General features: G+C 64.7%; 17 protein-coding genes. 5 read left to right on the top strand and 12 right to left on the bottom strand.

Annotation, left to right across the window (positions count from 1 at the left end; all coding sequences use genetic code 11):
* Positions 1-12: 12 nt before the first annotated feature.
* The 3 genes from AX767_RS04420 to AX767_RS04410 all read right to left on the bottom strand — a co-directional run bounded on the left by AX767_RS04420 (position 13) and on the right by AX767_RS04410 (position 2,172).
* Complete coding sequence (locus AX767_RS04420; protein ID WP_068628975.1) at positions 13-516, bottom strand: nucleoside deaminase; 504 nt, start codon at positions 514-516, stop codon at positions 13-15.
* Positions 513-1,541 carry an ABC transporter substrate-binding protein gene (locus AX767_RS04415; RefSeq protein WP_068628973.1) on the bottom strand — a complete coding sequence of 343 codons (1,029 nt, stop codon included), beginning with the start codon at positions 1,539-1,541 and terminating at the stop codon, positions 513-515. The genes AX767_RS04420 and AX767_RS04415 overlap by 4 nt, the downstream gene beginning before the upstream one ends.
* A 169-nt stretch (positions 1,542-1,710) precedes the next feature.
* Positions 1,711-2,172, bottom strand: coding sequence for a C40 family peptidase (locus AX767_RS04410; RefSeq protein WP_335338847.1), 462 nt, complete (start codon positions 2,170-2,172; stop codon positions 1,711-1,713).
* A gap of 199 nt (positions 2,173-2,371) precedes the next feature.
* On the opposite strand from AX767_RS04410, the gene AX767_RS04405 reads away from it, so the two are divergent.
* Genes AX767_RS04405 through AX767_RS04395 form a run of 3 tightly spaced genes read left to right on the top strand, consistent with a single transcriptional unit; the run spans position 2,372 to position 4,836 of the window.
* Complete coding sequence (locus AX767_RS04405; RefSeq protein WP_068628969.1) at positions 2,372-3,448, top strand: aromatic ring-hydroxylating dioxygenase subunit alpha; 1,077 nt, start codon at positions 2,372-2,374, stop codon at positions 3,446-3,448.
* Between the two features lie 33 nt (positions 3,449-3,481).
* Positions 3,482-4,093, top strand: coding sequence for a sulfite oxidase-like oxidoreductase (locus tag AX767_RS04400; protein WP_068628967.1), 612 nt, complete (start codon positions 3,482-3,484; stop codon positions 4,091-4,093).
* Entirely contained in the window at positions 4,090-4,836 is a 747-nt protein-coding gene (locus AX767_RS04395; RefSeq protein ID WP_068628965.1) for an FAD-binding oxidoreductase, read from the top strand. The genes AX767_RS04400 and AX767_RS04395 overlap by 4 nt, the downstream gene beginning before the upstream one ends.
* Before the next feature lie 8 nt (positions 4,837-4,844).
* Here AX767_RS04395 and AX767_RS04390 read toward each other — a convergent pair whose 3' ends face one another.
* A complete protein-coding gene (locus tag AX767_RS04390; RefSeq protein WP_068628963.1) occupies positions 4,845-5,960 on the bottom strand; it encodes an NADH:flavin oxidoreductase/NADH oxidase in 1,116 nt (371 codons plus the stop codon).
* Positions 5,961-6,040: 80 nt separating this feature from the next.
* Between AX767_RS04390 and AX767_RS04385 the strand changes: the two genes are divergently transcribed.
* Positions 6,041-6,754, top strand: coding sequence for a YebC/PmpR family DNA-binding transcriptional regulator (locus AX767_RS04385; RefSeq protein ID WP_068628961.1), 714 nt, complete (start codon positions 6,041-6,043; stop codon positions 6,752-6,754).
* A 3-nt stretch (positions 6,755-6,757) separates the two neighbouring features.
* Positions 6,758-7,252, top strand: a complete 495-nt coding sequence (locus AX767_RS04380) for a CinA family protein (protein ID WP_068628959.1) — start codon at positions 6,758-6,760, stop codon at positions 7,250-7,252.
* Between the two features lie 6 nt (positions 7,253-7,258).
* On the opposite strand, the gene AX767_RS04375 is transcribed toward AX767_RS04380, so the two are convergent.
* The 8 genes from AX767_RS04375 to AX767_RS04340 all read right to left on the bottom strand — a co-directional run bounded on the left by AX767_RS04375 (position 7,259) and on the right by AX767_RS04340 (position 17,558).
* The gene (locus AX767_RS04375; RefSeq protein WP_068628958.1) at positions 7,259-7,741 is read right to left on the bottom strand and encodes a nucleoside deaminase; all 483 of its coding nucleotides are present in this window, start codon (positions 7,739-7,741) and stop codon (positions 7,259-7,261) included.
* Complete coding sequence (locus AX767_RS04370) at positions 7,738-8,508, bottom strand: ABC transporter permease (protein ID WP_068633341.1); 771 nt, start codon at positions 8,506-8,508, stop codon at positions 7,738-7,740. The genes AX767_RS04375 and AX767_RS04370 overlap by 4 nt, the downstream gene beginning before the upstream one ends.
* 2 nt (positions 8,509-8,510) lie before the next feature.
* Positions 8,511-9,368: an ABC transporter ATP-binding protein gene (locus AX767_RS04365; protein ID WP_068628957.1), complete on the bottom strand. Its 858-nt coding sequence runs from the start codon at positions 9,366-9,368 to the stop codon at positions 8,511-8,513.
* Entirely contained in the window at positions 9,368-10,396 is a 1,029-nt protein-coding gene (locus AX767_RS04360; protein ID WP_068628954.1) for an ABC transporter substrate-binding protein, read from the bottom strand. The genes AX767_RS04365 and AX767_RS04360 overlap by 1 nt, the downstream gene beginning before the upstream one ends.
* A 1,010-nt stretch (positions 10,397-11,406) precedes the next feature.
* Positions 11,407-12,147: a hypothetical protein gene (locus tag AX767_RS04355; protein ID WP_068628952.1), complete on the bottom strand. Its 741-nt coding sequence runs from the start codon at positions 12,145-12,147 to the stop codon at positions 11,407-11,409.
* 227 nt (positions 12,148-12,374) lie between these two features.
* Positions 12,375-13,142: a hypothetical protein gene (locus AX767_RS04350; protein ID WP_068628950.1), complete on the bottom strand. Its 768-nt coding sequence runs from the start codon at positions 13,140-13,142 to the stop codon at positions 12,375-12,377.
* Positions 13,143-13,230: 88 nt separating this feature from the next.
* Entirely contained in the window at positions 13,231-14,676 is a 1,446-nt protein-coding gene (locus tag AX767_RS04345) for a DUF2515 family protein (RefSeq protein WP_068628948.1), read from the bottom strand.
* Positions 14,677-14,681: 5 nt separating this feature from the next.
* Positions 14,682-17,558 carry a type VI secretion system Vgr family protein gene (locus AX767_RS04340; protein WP_082754807.1) on the bottom strand — a complete coding sequence of 959 codons (2,877 nt, stop codon included), beginning with the start codon at positions 17,556-17,558 and terminating at the stop codon, positions 14,682-14,684.
* Positions 17,559-17,595: the final 37 nt, after the last annotated feature.

Raw genomic sequence — 17,595 nt, 5'->3', positions numbered from 1 at the left:
CGAGCGGCGAACTCAGGTTTTCCAAGCCCCGTCGTGCGCAGCACTCGCTTCGTCGAGCAGCGCAGGCCCGATGCATTCGATCGCATGCGGCGAGGCGCGGAACACGTCGCGGCACGAGAGTTCGGCGTCGCGCTGGTCGCCGCGCTCGCCGCGGTAGACGCGCAGTCTTTCGGCATCGATGCCGAACACCACGCGGCCGATGGCCGACCAGAAGATCGCGCCCGCGCACATCACGCACGGCTCGCCCGATGCATAGATCGTCGCGCCGGCGAGCTGCTCCCGCGTGAGCTTGCGCTCGGCCAGTGCCCGGATCGCGTTCATCTCGGCGTGGCCGGTGCAGTCGGCCGTTTCGGCGGTGCTGTTCCAGGCTTCAGTCAGCACTTCGTTGTCGGCCGACACGATGATGGAGCCGAAGGGTCGGTTGCCGCGGCGACGTGCCGCGTGCGACCAGCCGATGGCCTTGCGCAGGTAGCGCCCGTCGCGTTCGTCGAGTTCGGTTTCTTCAGGGAGGTTCATGCCTTGATCATGCGTTCGCTGCGCGGCGGCAGCATCGAGGTGTTGAACAGCGCATCGGCCGAGGGTTTGGTCTTGAGCCCGAACACCTCGGCCACTTCGTCGACCTGCTGCTCGAGCGTGAACTTCTTGATGTCGCCGAGGCCGTGCGCGCGCGTGTCGGCCGCGCCGACGTACTGCGCGGTGATGGCCCAGCGGTCGAGCTCGATCTTCTCGTCGAGGATCGGTTCGCGCTGGCGCATCGCCGCGATCGACGGGCCGGGGTGCGCGAAAGTCTCGACGATCGCGCGGTTGGTCGCCCGCAGGAAAGCCGCGACCACCTTCGGGCTCTGCGCGATGAGATTACTGCTCGCGAGGACCGCGTTGCCGTAGAGATTGACGCCCGCATCCGCGTACTTCAGCACCGACAACTCCTCGGGCTTCATGCGCGCGAAGAGCGAGATGGCGGAGTCGTGAAAGTAGGTGGCGGCATCGACGTCGCCGCGCACCATGACGTTGTCGCGCGCGCTGAAGTCGGTGGTTTGCCAGGCGAAGGCGTCGGGTTTCATGCCTTGCTTGCGCGCCACCATCGGCCAGGCGCGGCGCGTCGATTCGACCGCGGCCGCTGCGACCTTCTTGCCCTGCAGGCTCTTGAAGTCGCCGGTCACGCCGCGGTCCTTGCGGCCGATGATCACGAACGGTGCGCGGTTGTAGTACTGGTACACCGCCTGCACCACCGGCGTGCCGGGGTTTTGCGCATTGAACTCGACCAGCGAGCTGATGTCGCCCAGGCCCATCTGGTAGACGCCGCTCGCGATGCGGGTGATGGACGCGACCGAGCCGGCGCCGGTGTCCAGCGTCACGTCGAGACCTTCGTCCTTGTAGTAGCCCTTGGCTTGCGCGAGGAAGAACGGCGAGGTCTGGCCGTTGATGCGGAAGTCGAGCGTGAACTTGAGTGGCGTGAGCTTGCCGCTCTGGGCGAACACGGTCGGGAAGGCGAGGGCGCCGGCTGTGGCGGTGCTGGCAATGAGGAAGGAACGGCGTTGCATGGCGTGGGTCACGAATCTTGTGGTCTTGAATTTCCCCTTGCCATCCGACGGGACGGGGCAGGAGGCGCTTCAAGAGCAATTTCCGGGCGGCGCACGTCGGTGGTGCGTGCGCAGCTGAACGCTTCTACTCTTGCGTCGTGTCATGCACGACGCATGCCAGCCACGACCTTCAGGGCCGGCGTACCGCGACCGCTTGCTTCGACCAGTACACGCTGGCGAGACGGTCGAGGCGCACTTCGCCGCCGGTGGAAGGCGCATGCACGAAGCGGCCTTCGCCCACGTAAATGCCGGCATGAAAGGGCCGACCGCCGCCGAAGAGGACGAGGTCGCCGGTGCGCAGCTCGCTCGTGCTCACCGGCTGGCCGAAACCGTCGAGTTGCGCCACAGTGCGTGGGGGTGCGATGCCCGCGCGGCTGCGGTAGACGTAGCCGATGAGGCCGCTGCAGTCGAAGCCGCTGTCCGGCGTGTTGCCGCCGTAACGGTAGGGCGTACCGACGAGGCCGAGCGCGTGGATGGCAATGTCGCTCGACTGCTCGGGCGTGAGCGTCGGGTAAGAAAAAGTTCGGGAAGAAGGTGCGCGCGGCGTGCTGCACGCCACGGCCAGCAGGCAGATGCCGACGAGGGTGAGCATGCGGGCAGTTGCTATCATTTTCAGAGCATACCGCCACGGCACACGAACCCCGCGTTCCGCGGGACAATCGGGCCCGCAATTTGCATCGCAACTTGCCCAGAGTAGAAGCGTTCAGCCCGGCACCTGTCCATCGAACAGGCCGTGGTCGGAAATTGCTCTTTGAGTTCGTCCCCACACGCAACCCCAAGGAGTTCCACGCATGCTCGTCACCCAACAACCCGTCTTCCGCAAGTTCTGGCATGCCGTCATGCCGCTCACCGAACTGGCCAACGGCCCCAAACCTTTCAGGCTGCTCGGCGAAGACATCGTTCTTTTCATGGATGCCGATGGCCAGCCTGCTGCGCTGCGCGATCGCTGCTGCCACCGCACCGCGAAGCTGTCCAAGGGCTGGTGCGTCGACACCGAGGGCAAGCCCTGCGGCAGCGGCGCCATCCAGTGCGGCTACCACGGCTGGACCTACGACCGCAGCGGCCAGGTCATCCGCATTCCGCAGTACGAGCCCGACCGCAAGATCTCGCCCGAGTACAAGACTCCGGCCTACCACTGCAGCGCGCGCTACGGCTACGCGTGGGTCGCGCTCGAAGACCCGATCGCCGACATTCCCGCGTTCCCCGAGTTCGACGATCCGGCCTACCGCACGATCTTCCAGTTCTACGAAAGCTGGAACACGAGCCCGATGCGTGCGCTCGAGAACTCCTTCGACAACTCGCACTTCAGCTTCGTGCACCGCGCGACCTTCGGCGTGGCGGCCAGCCCCAAGCCGAGCCAGTACAACCTGGTCGAGAACGACGGCGGCTTCTACGCAGAGACGGTGATCGACGCGGCCAACCCCGAAAAATTCCACGCGATCAGCGGCGTGAAAGACCCGATCACCACGCGCCACATGCGCAACGCGTATTTCCTGCCGTTCTCGCGGCGGCTCGACATCGAGTACCCGTCGGGCATTCGCCACATCATCATCAACTGCTTCACGCCGATCGACGACGGGCGCATGCAGCTGTGCCAATGGCTGTTCCGCAACGACACCGAGGCCGATTGCGCGGCGCAGATGCTGATCGACTTCGACGACGAGATCACGCGCGAAGACAAGGACATCCTCGAATCCACCGATCCCGATGCGCTGGTCGACACGCGCCGCCGCGGCGTCGAGTACTCGATGGAATCCGACAAGCCCGGCATGCTGATTCGCAAACACCTGATGCAGTTGCTCGCGCGGCATGGCGAGGCGGAGATTCATCGCGGGATGAAGGTGATCCCGCTCGCGCAAGCTGCTTAAACTGGCTGTTGCGCAACTTGCAGGAGCATCGAGATGGTCACGACGCGTGGTTTCAACGGCAGGCGTCTGACCGCCGCCTTCGCCCGGCGCCTTCCGCCGGGCCAGTTCGAGACCGATGACTTTCCGGTGCTCTCCAAAGGCCCGACACCCCGCATCGACCTCGACAGCTGGCGCTTCACCCTGAGCCACGGCGCGAAGCCGCTCGCCAGCTGGACCTGGGTCGAATTCGAAGCGCTGCCGCGCACCGAATGGAAGGGCGACATCCACTGCGTGACCACCTGGTCGAAGTTCGACACCCGCTGGGAAGGCGTGAGCGTCGACGACTTGTTCGCCGCCGCCGGTATCGCACCGCCCTCTGACTTTCTGCTGGCGCTCTCGTTCGACGACTACGACACCAACGTGCCGGTGGCCGACCTGATCGGCGGTCGTGCAATGGTCGCGACGCATTTCGGCGGCGAGCCGCTCACCACCGAACACGGTGGGCCGGCGCGCCTGCTGGTGCCGCACCTGTATTTCTGGAAGAGCGCAAAGTGGCTCAAGGGCCTCAAGTTCACCGCGCGCGACGAGGCCGGGTTCTGGGAGTTGCGCGGCTATCACATGTACGGCGATCCGTGGCGGCAGCAACGCTATTCGGACGATCCGTGAGCAGCCCGGCGCCACATGACGGGCCGTGGCACGAAGCGACCCTCACGCGCATCGTGCCGCGCACGCCGCGCCTCAAGAGCTTCTTCCTGAAAACCTCGCTCGCGTCGCACCGCGCTGGCCAGCACGTCGACGTGAGGCTGACCGCCGAAGACGGCTATGTGGCGCAGCGCAGCTACTCGGTCGCTTCGGCGCCCGGTGCGGGCGAGGTTGAACTGCTGATCGAGCGGCTCGACGACGGCGAGGTCTCGCCGTTCTTTCACGACATCGCGCGAACCGGCGACACGCTGGAGGTGCGCGGCCCGCTCGGTGGCCACTTCGTGTGGCGGCCCGAGGACGGTGGGCCGCTGCTGCTGGTGGCCGGCGGCTCCGGCATCGCGCCGCTGATGGCGATGGTGCGGGCGGGCCTTGCCGCTGCGACCACCGGCGCTGACATTCTCTTGGTGCATTCGGCGCGCAGCGCAGAGGAACTGTGCGGCTACGACGAATTCGTTGCCGCGGAAGCGCGCGGGCCAGGCTTTCGTTTCGTCGCCGTCACGACGCGGGGGGCGCCGCCACGTCCGACCGACCTTGGCCGCCGACTCGACGCCGCGTCGCTGCGGGGCCTGCTCGACCGCTGGGGCCGGACCCCGCGACACGTCTTCGTGTGCGGCGCCAATGGCTTCGTGGAGGCGGTGGCGAACGGCCTGCTCGATGTCGGCATCGGTGCGGCGCGCATCCGCACCGAGCGCTATGGCGGCGTCTGACGCCCGGCTCAGCGCTGCCCGAACGCGGCCGCTTGGAACAGGTTCTTGAACTCTCGCGGCTGCGAGCGCCAGTACTGCGGCGGCGCCTTCACCTGGGCGCCGAGTGTGGCCGCGGCGTGCCATGGCCAGTGCGGGTCGTACAGGATGCCGCGCGCCAGGGACACCGCATCGGCCTCACCGTTCGCGAGGATCGCTTCGGCCTGCTCGGCTTCGGTGATGAAGCCGACCGCGATGGTCGGGATGCCGACTTCGCGCTTGACCTGTGCGGCATAAGGCACCTGGTAGCCCGGCGAAAGCGGGATGGTCTGCTGCGGCGACACGCCGCCGCTCGACACGTGGATGGCCGCGCAGCCGCGCGCTTCGAGCGCCTTCGACAGCGCGAGGGTGCCCTCGATGTCCCAGCCGTCCGGCACCCAGTCGGTGGCCGACAGGCGCACCCACACCGGCACCTCGGCCGGGACGGCGGCGCGCACCGCATCGAACACTTCGAGCGGAAAGCGCATGCGGTTTTCCAGCGAGCCGCCGTATTCGTCGGTGCGCTGGTTCGCGATGGGCGAGAGGAACTGGTGCAGCAGATAGCCGTGCGCTGCATGGATCTCCAGCCCGTCGATGCCCAGGCGCGCCGCGCGGCGTGCGGCCGCCGCGAAGTCGTCGCGCACCTTGGCGAGCCCGGTCGCATCGAGCGCCACCGGCGCGTCGTCGTCGGGGCCGTGCGGCAGGTTCGACGACGACACCGTGGTCCAGCCGCGCGGGTTGGTGGAACGGATCTGCTGGCCGCCGTCCCAAGGCACGTCGCTCGACGCCTTGCGCCCTGCGTGGCCGAGTTGCATGCCGACCTTGATGGGCGAATACTGGCGAATCGCCTTCAGGATGCGCGCGAGGCCGGCTTCGTTTTCGTCGCTGTAGAGGCCGAGGTCGGCGGGCGTGATGCGCGCCTCCGGCGAGACGGCCGTGGCCTCCAGGATCAGCAGGCTCGCGCCCGACAGCGCGAGCTGTCCGAGGTGGATCATGTGCCAGTCGCCAGGCGTGCCCTCGGTGGCCGAGTACTGGCACATGGGTGCGATGAGGATGCGGTTGTCGAGCGGCAAGGCGCCGATGTCAATGGGGGTGAAGAGATGGCTCATGCGGATGATTCTGACCGCGCCGGCCGATCCTCGCTTGTGCCACCATCGGCACAACCATTCCCGACAAAAGGAGCAACGACATGGGCGCGCAGTGGAAAGCAAAACACAAGGACCTGGCGGCGAATGCCAAGGGCCGGCTGTTCGGAAAACTGGCCAAGGAAATCATGGTCGCCGCACGCGGCGGCGCCGATCCGGGCTCGAATTCACGACTGCGCCTGGTGGTCGAACAAGCGCGCAAGGTGTCGATGCCGAAGGAAACGCTCGACCGCGCGATCAAGAAGGGCGCCGGGCTCACTGGCGAAGCAGTGCACTTCGAGCATGTGATTTATGAAGGTTTCGCGCCGCACCAGGTGGCCGTGATGGTCGAGTGCCTGACCGACAACGTGAACCGCACCGCGCCGCAGATGCGCGTGCTGTTTCGCAAGGGGCAGCTCGGCACCTCGGGTTCGGTGTCCTGGGATTTCGACCACGTCGGCATGATCGAAGCCGAGCCCGCGACGGCCGGCGCCGACCCCGAAGTGGCCGCCATCGAAGCGGGCGCGCAGGACTTCGAGCCGGGCGCCGAAGACGGTGTCACGCTGTTCCTGACCGAAGCGACCGACCTCGACCTGGTGAGCCGCGCGCTGCCGGCGCAGGGCTTCAGCGTGCTCTCGGCCAAGCTCGCCTACAAGGCGAAGAACCCGATCGACCCCGCGAACCTGAGCGCCGAACACCTCGAAGAAGTCGAGGCGTTCCTGGCCGAGATCGACGCGAACGACGACGTGCAGAACGTGTACGTCGGGCTGGCGGGCTGACGCATGTCGGCGCTTCCACCGCTCGCCTTTCTGGCCGACCGCGTCGGGGCGGCCTTGCGCCAGCGCGGCGAAACTGTTGCGGTCGGCGAATCGTCGGCCGGCGGACTCGTGTCGGCTGCGCTGCTCGCCATCCCGGGCGCCTCGGCATTCTTTCTGGGCGGTGCGGTGGTCTATTCGCGGCGCGCCGGCAAGGCGTTGCTCGGGCTCACAAAAGACGACATGGTCGGCATGCGCGCCGAAACGGAACCGTATGCGACCTTCATCGCGGGCCGCATGCGCGACAGCCATCGCGCGAGCTGGGGCCTTTGTGAAAGCGGTGCGGCCGGTCCGGCGGGCAGCCCCTACGGCGACGCGCCGGGGCACGTTTGCGTGGCGGTGGTCGGCGCGGTCAGCGCGAGCCGGACCCTCGAAACCGGCCACACCGACCGCCCGCGCAACATGGACCTCTTTGCGCGGGAACTGCTCTCGCTCTTCGACGAAGTTCTGCAAAAGCGCTGAAGCGAATCAGCCGCCGCGCGCTTCCCAGAAGCCGCGGTGCGCGGCGATCATTTCATCGGCCACTTCGGGCACTGGCCCGATCACCTCGACCGCCTTCTGGCCGCGCGCGAACACCTCACGGCACGGCAGGCTCAGCGTCGGGTTCTCGGGATGGTCGCCGGTCAGCGCGAGCAGGGCCGCTTCTTCCGCGCCGTACACGACGCGGCCGATGTTCGCCCAGTAGCTGGTGCCGGCGCACATCGCGCAGGGCTCGAAGGTCGTGACCAGCGTGCACTGCCAGAGGTAGTCGGCCGGCCAGTTGTCCGCCGCGTGGCGGGCCAGCGTGGCCTCGGCGTGGTTCACCGTGTCGATGTTGCCCTGCTCGGCCAGCACCGTGTCGCCATCGGGCGCGATCAGCACGGCGCCGAACGGATGGCGGCCCATCGCCATCGCGCGTTTCGCCACCTCGTTCGCGCGACGCAGCGCCATCGCGATCTGCGCTTCAGTCATTCGCCCTGTGAGCCGCGGTGCGCCCAGCCGGTGGTGTGCTTCTCGATCACGCTGAACAATTCATACATCGCCATCGCCATCGCGCCGACCACCATCAGGCCCGCGAAGGCGAGGCCCATCTGCATGGCAGAGCCGGCGGAGATCAGCAGGTAGCCGATGCCTTCGTTGGCCGCGGTCATCTCGCTGACCGTGGTGCCGACGAAGGCCAGCGTGATCGCGACCTTGAGCGACGCGTAGAAATACGGCATCGAGCGCGGCAGGCCGATCTTCATCAGCACGTCCCAGCGCTTGGCGCCGAGCACGCGCAGCACATCTTCGAGCTCGGGCTCGAGCGTGGCGAGACCCGTCGCGATGTTCACCATGATCGGGAAGAAGCTGATCAGGAACGCGGTGAGGATCGCCGGCCCGACGCCGATGCCGAACCACACCACCAGGATCGGCACGAACGCGGCCTTGGGCAGCGCGTTGAATGCCGTCATGAGCGGGTACATCGCCGCATAGGCGAGGCGCGAACTGCCGACCACGAAGCCCAGCAGCACGCCCACCACGATCGCCAGGCCGAAACCCGCCATCGTCACCCAGAAGGTGCGCCACGCATGGCCTCCGATGATTTCCTTGTATTCCCAGAACTGCGTCCAGATGCGCGAGGGGCTCGGGAAGATGAACTCCGACACACCGAAGCCCCGGCAAATCACCTCCCACAGCACCAGCACGACCACCAGCAGGATCCAGGGCGACCAGGTTTCGATCTGTTTGGAAGTCTTCATCATCATGACGCCACCGCCGCCGAGGTTGCCGCGGCGCGGATGCCGGTGTTGCGGATGGCGCCGATGTGTCCGCGCAGTTCGAGCACGATGTCGGTGAACTCCTTGGTGTAGGTCAGTTCGAGGTCGCGCGGGCGCGGCAGCTCGATGTCGCGCTTGACCACGAAGCGGCCCGGCGACTTGCTCATCACGTAGACCGTGTCGGCCAGGAACACCGACTCGCGCAGGTCGTGCGTGACCAGGATCACGTTGAACTGCTGCTCGGTCCAGAGGTCGCGCAGGATGCACCAGAGCTCTTCGCGGGTGAATGCATCGAGCGCGCCAAAGGGCTCGTCGAGCAGCAGCATCTTGGGCTCGTGGATCAGCGCGCGGCAGATGCTCGCGCGCTGCTGCATGCCGCCCGAGAGCTGCCACGGGAACTTGTCTTCGTAGCCGGCCAGGCCGACCTTCTGCAGCAGCTTGCGCGCGCGCTCGACGTATTCGCGGCGCTTGCTCTTGAAGCTGGAGCGGTAGGGCTCGACGATCTCGAGCGGCAGCAACACGTTGTCCACCGTGGTGCGCCACGGCAGCAACGACGGCGCCTGGAAAGCCATGCCCGAAATCTTGAGCGGGCCGGTGACCGGCTGACCGTCGATGCGGATCTTGCCCATCGACGGCATCTTCAGGCCGGTGGTGAGCTTCATGAAGGTCGACTTGCCGCAACCCGAAGGGCCGACGATGGCGATGAACTCGCCCCGTTTGACCTTCAGGTCGATGGCCTCGACCGCGAAGTGGTTCTGCGCCAGCAGTTCGTCGTTGTAGGCGAGCCAGACGTCCTGGAAATCGACGAAAGGTGCGCTGGCGTCCGCGGGGGAGGGCGCCATCACTTCTTCAGGATCGCGAGTTCGGCAGCCGGTGGCAGCAAGGTGCCGTTCCACACCGCGTCGGGATTGACGCGCGACTTCGTGGCGAAGGCGTCCGACACCTGCGATGCCATGAGCGACATGCGACCGGCGTTGATTGCGCCAAAGCCTTCGGCACGCGCATCGGGGCTGTTGATGACGGTGTCGATCGCGAGCTTGAGGCGGCGCGTTTCGAGTTCGCTGTTGATGATGCCGTCGCGCGCCTTGACCGATTCGATCGCCACGGCCGGATTGGCCAGCACTTCCTTTGCGCCCTTGGCGAAGGCCGAGAGGAACGCCTTCACCGCCGCCGGGTTCTCCTTGATCATCTTCGGCGACGCGATGATGACGTTGCCGTAGAGCTTCACGCCGTAGTCCGGGTAAGGGAGGATCACCACGTCGGCGGCCTTCACGCCACGCGCCTCCAGGTTCAGCAACGAGGTGAAGGTGAAGCCGGTGATCGCATCGATGTCGCCGCGCACCAGCATGGTCTCGCGCAGCGTCGGGTCCATCGCCGTCCAGTTGACCGCGCCGATGTTGTTGGCCTTCGCAAAGATCGGGAACGCGCGGCGGCCGGCGTCGAACACCGGGGCGCCGAGCTTCTTGCCGGCGAGGTCGGCGGGCTTCGTGATGCCGCTCTTCTTGAGCGCCATGACCGAGGCCGGCGTGTTGTTGTAAACCATCATCACCGCGACCGGCTTGTTCGGCGCGTCGGGATTGTTGGCGTGGAATTCCATCAGCGCGGCCAGGTCGGCGAAGCCCATTTCGTAAGCGCCCGAAGCCACGCGCGTCACCGTGCCCCCCGAGCCGTTGCCGGCATCGACCGTCACGTCGAGCCCGGCGTTCTTGAAGTAGCCCTTGGCAGCAGGGTGCAGGAAGAGCGCCGCGGGGCCCTCGAAGCGCCAGTCGAGCTGGAACTTGATCGGCGTCACGGTCTGGGCGTGCGCGGCGAGGCCAAAGCTGAGGGCCGAGGCGGCAAGAAAGGACTGGAGCAGCTGGCGCTTGTTCATTCGGGGTTCCGGATCAGGTGAAGTGGGTGCACCGGATTCAAGCAAAAATGGTGCCTGCACGCAGTTGGTGCGAACCCTCGCGTAGCCGGCGAAGCGCCCCGGAGCGGTGCGGCTGCGGGTGGCTTTTCGCGAACGCAGCCTTTTCCTGGTCATGGCGAGCCGAACTGGAAGTCATTGCCCCTAATCACACGCCTTTTTGCATTCACGAGCGACCATCGGCGACCCACAAGACGGAGGCTGAAGTCACGAATGCAGGCTTCATTCGAAGCAAAGCGAATACGAACGGATCCTCGCGCCGCCGAAGAGGCGCTTGCGCTCCAAGCCTGTCCGCGTGCTAGCAAACTCCCTGGTTCGGCTCGATGAGGAGGTTGTGGCGTTTGGCCGGTCCCTTCGTTGAAAGCCAAAAAGTTCTTAGCAGCACGTCGACCGACGTGCTTTGAAGCACGGCGGTCATTCCGGCACAGCAAGGCATCCGCCAGAAACCATGCATCCAAGGGGCGATCGCGCGCTGTAAGTTTCATCACGGAATTCCGAAGGATTTCTCGTTGCGATGGCGCGCATGTTGGCGAATGCGTTTCACCTTGAATATCGAGGGATCGCAATGGCGACGCAGGCGAACCGGGGTTCGTCAGATAGGAGGCATCGGCGGTTGTCAGCCCACTTGAGATAGTTGCGAGGATCCCGACCAGAAAGATTTTCGCAATGGGTCTGGGTGTCAGGGTCACGAACGGCTACCCAGTTTTGCCACGGCATACCAACGGCGACGCGGGGCTGTCAATGTTGTTAGATGCATCGCCCGGTTATTAATCGTGAGATGCATATGTTTGAGAAGGGCAACCTTACAACTTGGGCGCAGCCTGATCGATTTGCCATTGCCAGAAGGTGGCGCCGTGACTGTGCTGCCATCGACCTCGGAGCCGATGCGCGGCAAGTGGTGTGCGCCCCAGTTGGGGCCGGCGTGAATCAGCGAATGCCCCAAACGTCTCGTTCCGATGGCGTGTCAGTGCACCTCAGTCAGGACGGCTCCAAACCCATTGGACGGACTGGCCGTTGTTCGATGGCATAGCCTCGCCTTGCGTCAATACCGCGCTGACACGCAAATCTGTCATGCACGCCCAAACGCCCGACTTCGGACATGGTTGACCGGTGTCCGCAAAGACCAGTTCATCGCGGTGCATGCTGCGACCTTGTACCTGTGCAGTGCCATCATCCTCGACGGTGAACGCCACGCGGCCAGAAGCAGCACGTTCATTGAATATTCCAAATGCCCCCTGCAAGGCGACGAAGAAATCCCAGTCGGAAAGATCCTGTACTGCCGCCGCCGCGGTGAAGTCCGATTGATAGAACCGCATGAAACGCTCGGAGTTGTATTCCAACTCGGAGACCGTATCGCTTGTCGCATTGATCAATCTCATTTGGCTGAACCCTTGACGCAATCTCCCATCGCCGTAGCGGGAGGGCGTGATCTCGCACGCCAATGCTGGCTCCAGCATCATGATTGAGCCGTCTGGTCGCTTCTGACAAACTTCAAACACAAGCCCCTCATCGGTGCGAAAAACAAATCTCCCGTTGGATGTCCAGTAAGTGAAGTACCGTTTTCCGTCCTCAATCGTGTAGCTGCCTTTGATGGGCAGGTCAGCGAGGACCATCGCGCCCGACGGCTTTTCGGCGTCGTCGACCTGGCGCCAGCGACCAGTGACAGAGTCCAAGTCGATGATGTCGGAGCCCGTGTGATGCAGATAAAGCCACATGGAAATCTAGTTTTTGTCGGGTTGACGATCGCGTCCATTTGATCGGCAGGCCAATGTCTGCTTGCTGGATGACGTGATGGTTTGCCCCTTGGCGTATCTGCTTTTCTCACGCCCGCCATAGTCCAAGTCGACGGAGTTCACTTGCATCGCGTTGGTAGGGCGAGTGGGGCAGGTCATCGTCGCAATCGCACGCGGCCATCTCCCGTGGACGCGCCTCGCGCCGACCTTCAGGGTCGTTTGACCACCGAGTCGCCGCGCTGTATGGCATTTTCTTCGAGGCGCTTGATGCGTGCCGCCGCCTTCTTCTTGTTGGCCTCATGTTCAACGGTGCTATTCCAGCCTTTGGCGTCACCTTCTTTTAGGCGTCGGGCTAGGTCTTCGGCGTCACGGGCATTGGCTATGTCCACCAAGTCGAATTGAAGCCCCAGGCTGTAGTCGAGGCCGCGTTCTTCGGTGCCGTACTCGTTGACCTTCAACTTCGCTATAACACCATCACCAACCCACCGCCAGATCGGCCCTTTCTTGACTACGAGAGGCCAATCCTCCGCGGGAATTTTGTAATCTGGATCAAGAGCCATTAGTTCGTCCGAAAGCCGGCCTTGTTCGTCCAACAGGCTCGAACGACCAGTCAGCAATGTGTACCACTCAAGTTCGGAATAGCGTTGCCACTTGCCCTTGTTGAACTGCGCCAACGTTTGCTCGACGAAGGCTTGAGCCTGTTCGTGGGTTTTGAGGATGCGGCTTAGTTGAAGCGTGACGGTCTCGACCCGCAAGTCGGTCCCGCGGTCTCGATCAGCGTACATTGCAAACGCAAATATCGGACGCCACACGATCTCGTAGCCTGCACGTGTGTAGTGCGCAGGAATCGTGTCCGGCACCGCCGCCACGCTGTAGTCGATCAGTCCAGCCGTTTCGCTCTTCTGGAAAGAGGGCGCGCCCGACGCCTTAGCGGTCTCATGAATGTTGTTGCCCAGATCGAATTTGATTTCTTGCATCTTTTCTCCTTCTGCCCGCCCGCAGGCCGCCAGTCCAGCCAAGCCACTTGTCGACAGGCTTGCAATTCCCGCCAGGAACCGACGCCGTTCAAGCATCGAGCCAGCCTCTTATTGTTTGAAGTTCGTGCTCCATGTAAGCGCGCTTTTTCGACATCAACAAGTTGAACTGTTCAGCAATCTTCGCCACGTACTCCATGCGATCATCCTTGTTTGGCAGGCTCTTCAATGTGCCGCCCAGCGCCCCGTTTGTCCGATCCCAAGGGCTCTTCGGCTCATCGAAAGTGATCTGCAAATCGCGGTCATCGTTTCTCGGCGCCGCACTGAAGTACAGGGTGTAGGTCGGCGACAAGCCCCCGCTCGATGCCCGGCTGATCCAGTGGTTGACGTCCATCGTCTTCACCAGTTGGGGGTCGTCGTAGATCAAAGGTTGAAGAATGTTGATTTGCTCTTGCGCCGCGACGGTTCGTAGCTCCTCTAGCTGCCGTTCAACTCTTGCCTTGTTGTTGGTGGCGCCAATCTCCGCGATCAGCGTTGTGTAGGTCGCCGTCATCTCCTTCGTCGCCCTGAACTGCGCCACCTTCTGCAGCCGAGCAGTCGCCGCACCATCGGCAGCGATGCGACCCATCTCCGTACGCTCTTCCTCCATGACGTAGAAAGCCTCGTCGAACTTCGTCCAGTACTTCGAAGGTGGTGTGCGGTAGCCCGCATCGGCGTCTTTCGCGTGCTGTCGAACGTAGCGGTGTGCCTCTGAAGCGCTCGCCACATGTTGTCCATAGCCGCCGTCCAGGCCGGCCCACGTCGGTGGCGTATCGAAGAGACTGCGGCCCTTGGCATACACCGGATCTGATGCGAGCTTCCCCTTGAGCCGTCCGAGCCAGTTGGCACCGAACGGCAGCTCCCGTACTGCTGTTTTCGACTGGTGCTGGAATTCGGCTGCGTTGCGCTGCGAGACATGGCTGGTAAGCCGCTCGGCATTCATGCTGCCGTCCTTGTTCAATCCGTACTCCAAAACGAACCAGAGCCACGGATAGATGTCCATGAATAGCCACAGGTTGCCCTTCGCCAAAGCAGCGTAAACGCGCAGCGAGTGTTCATACGGTGAGCCTTCTGTTGCCAGTTCGGCAAAGAGTTGGGACGCGCCCGAAGTTCGCGCCGCATTGCGCCAGCCGCCGTTGAGGACGTTGTCGCGCGAATAGCGGTACGCCTCCACGATGTCCTTCACCACGAAAGCAGCCAACGCGGGCCAGTACAGCTGCACTTTGCCACGCGACTTTTCAGCGCTGGCAAAGTACAGGTCGGCGTAGCGCGCAGCGATGCGCTTGGCGCGTCGTTCCGGATCGGTGATCAGGCGCCAGCATTTGTCGGGACCTTGCTCGCTCAACGCCGTCAGTGCCTCTTCCTGTGCATACGACCAGAGGTGCTTCGCGTCCACCTGCTGTATGTGTTGCGAATCCGGGCGCGTGTTGGTCTTGCATGTGCCCAGAACCTCGATCTCATAGCCGTCGCCGTCGCCGTCTGTGTTTGTGGTCGCCATTTTTGTTAGATCTCGAATTTGAATCGGGCGTAGCGCAGAGCTTGTTCCAGTGGCTGCGCTTCGGATGTATCGAGTCGGTTGGTCTCCCCTTGTTCAGGGGAAATGCCTTTGAGAAACTGGTCTTGCTCGGCCTTGTTGCTGACCTTGAAACGCAGCCGCCCTTCAATGGCGCATTGAAGCGCGTCCTTGAAGACCACCTGCTCGTCGTACTTGACGCCGAGCGAGGGGTCTGCGTGTGGCAATGTGATCGCGCCTCTTGGCAACACCGGCAATTCCGCTGGTACCCCCCGCGGCCCCACGAACGTCTTGCTCGCCCCCTTCACATCCAGCAGCCCCGGCATCTTCAGCACGATGTTCGCCCCGTCCAGCGTGATGCTGGTCTGGCCGCCCTTCAACGTGATCTTGTCCTTCGCAAAAATCTCGATCACGTCGCTGCTGCTGGTCACCGTGAAGGCGTCTTGCGACAGCCACTCCAGCGCATCGGTGTGCGCTTGAATCGACACTGGCCCGTCCTGCGCGATCACCTGAATCCCACCCTCGGCGCTGAAGAGGCCGGCGCTTTTCGCTGCGGCCAGGCTGACCGTCTTGCCGGCGGCCAGATGCGCCTGCTGCTGACTGGTCCAGTGAATCGCTTCGCCCGCGTACAGCGTGGTGCTGGCTGGCGTCGCCAGGTTCAGGCTGGTGGCCGCATCGAGCACCATCAAGGGTCGTGCGAATGCGGACACAGGGTGCTTGCCTTCTCGGCTGTCGCCCTCGGGTGACTTCGCCGGCTGGCCGTTGACGCTGTCGGGGTAGTGGCCGTTCTTGCCGGGGTCGATGTCGTCGACGAGCGGCTGCAGCAATGCGTTGGCCTTCAGCGCCAGGCCCTCGGCGCCGCTGGATGCAGCCGACAGCCGTTCGGCAGTCTGCAGCGCGGCGCCCAGCTGCCCTTGCGCACTGACGGTGTCCTGCACCGTGCCCCGGGCCCGGTTCTGGGCGACCGTCGAGAGGAGGAAGCCTTCGCCAGCGCGGGCCACGACCCATGCGTCCGAGCGAAGCTCTGCGCCGGTGCCGCGCCAGGCGCCGCGGTTCGTGGACTCGGGCGGCTGCGCGTTGAGGTGGCCCAGGTTCAGCTGGCTGGCGGCATTCGAGCTCGCCAGCCGGGTGCGCACCTGCGCGGGCGCATCGTCGGTCATCCACTGGTTGAAGCCACCACCGTCGAGGCTCTTGCTGTGCCAGCCCGAGAGCACGCCCGGGTGGTTGGCGCTGCTGTCGACGCCGGCACTCCAGGGCGGCAGGTCTTGCTGGTTGTAGAGCTGGTGACTCACGACCGGCCGGTCGATGTCGCCGTCGATGAAGACGAGGAGCACTTCGGAGCCGACGCGGGGCAAATGGTGGGCGCCCCAGTTGGGGCCCGCCAGCGCGGTGGCGACGCGCAGCCAGACCGAAGCCGCGGCATTGGCGTGCCGTCCGGCCGCCAGCAGGCTGCCTTGTGCGTTGGCGGGCTGGCTCGCGTGCTGGGCGTCGCTGGCGCGTTGGGCCTGCCAGTGGAAGCGCACCTGCACACGGTGATCGCGCTGGGTGTGCACGGCGGTCGGGGGCTGATCGTCATCGACGCCCACGACCAGCGCGACCATCGCCTCTGGGGCGGTGGGCTTGGGGCGCCAGAGGGGTGCGATCTTTGCGTCGGCGGGCTGGGCCTCGAAGCGGTTGCGATAGCTGCCTTTTTCGAGATCGTTGGCGGACAGCACCCGTGCGGCCTGGGCGCCGAGGTTGTTCGCGCCCTCGTGGCGCACGGCCAGCGTGGTGAAGCTTTGCCCATCGCCGTCCTGCCCGTACCGATCGTGCTGGCTCAGCGCAAAGCGCTCGCCCGCAGCCAACTGGCGCACGCTGCTTCCTCCGTGATAACGCTTGATGCGCGATGCATGGGCCAGCCATTGCCGATCTGCAGCCGCCGCCGCAGCGGTACCGGTTGCGTAGCGCTGCGCGCCGGCACCATCGTGTTCTTCGAGCACCGGGACACTGCCCAGGTCGAGGTGGGTGCTGCTCTGGCCCGCGGGCGCTTGCAGCGCGGCTGCGTCCCAGGCGCTGCGCACGACGGACGTGGGCGTGACCTGGCGCCGGGCGCTCCAGTGCGTGATGCTGTCGGTGGTTTCGGTGGCATCGATGCGGTGGAACCGGATCGGCGACAGCGGACATTCGGGCGTGCTGCTGTCGGCGTCGAAGATGACAAGGCGATGGCGCGATGGCGAGACAGCTTCTGCGTCCGACGCGCTGCGGGAGTCGTCTTCCTGCTCGTGGTCGAAGCGAAAACTCAAGCCCTCCTGGGCCAGCAAGCGCTGCACGAAGGCGAGGTCCGACTCGCGGTACTGCACGCAGGTGGGGCGTGTGGGCAGGGTCTGCGTGACATTGAACGCGTAGCTGGCGGCCGGATGGTCGGCGAATACTTCGGACACGATGTCCTGCACGTTCTTGTTGGCGTAGGCGAAGCTGTCGCGGCGCAGGTCGAGTGCGGCCAACCAGGGCTGCAGATGGAGGCGATAGCGCGCGAGGCCGCCGTCGCCGCCCAGTGCATCGGCGCTGACCAGCTGGCCGTGCCAGGCGCGGGTGCGGCCATCGGCCAGCAGCAGTCGGAGCGTGAGCTCTTCGCCGATCAGGCCGAAGGGGTCGAAGCTGCTCGACGTGGCGAGCACGTCGATCTCGAACCGAAAGAGCGCGTTGACCGATTCGAGACCGCTGAAGCGCTCGACCACGACCGCGTCGTTCGAGACCCGGGCGACCTCGGGCGTCTGCAGGGTGATGAGGCGGGCGTTCTGCGAGAGCAGCGCCACGTTCAGGCCGCCGATGTCCCATCCGTTGTCGCCGAGGGCCGGCATGAAGGAAGGCGAGGCTGTATCTGACATGGCTGCCGATGCGTAGATGAGAAAAATCCACGGGCAG

It is taken from the genome of Variovorax sp. PAMC 28711, assembly GCF_001577265.1.
Taxonomy (GTDB): domain Bacteria; phylum Pseudomonadota; class Gammaproteobacteria; order Burkholderiales; family Burkholderiaceae_C; genus Variovorax.
This window is presented reverse-complemented; position numbering and strand designations above follow the sequence as displayed.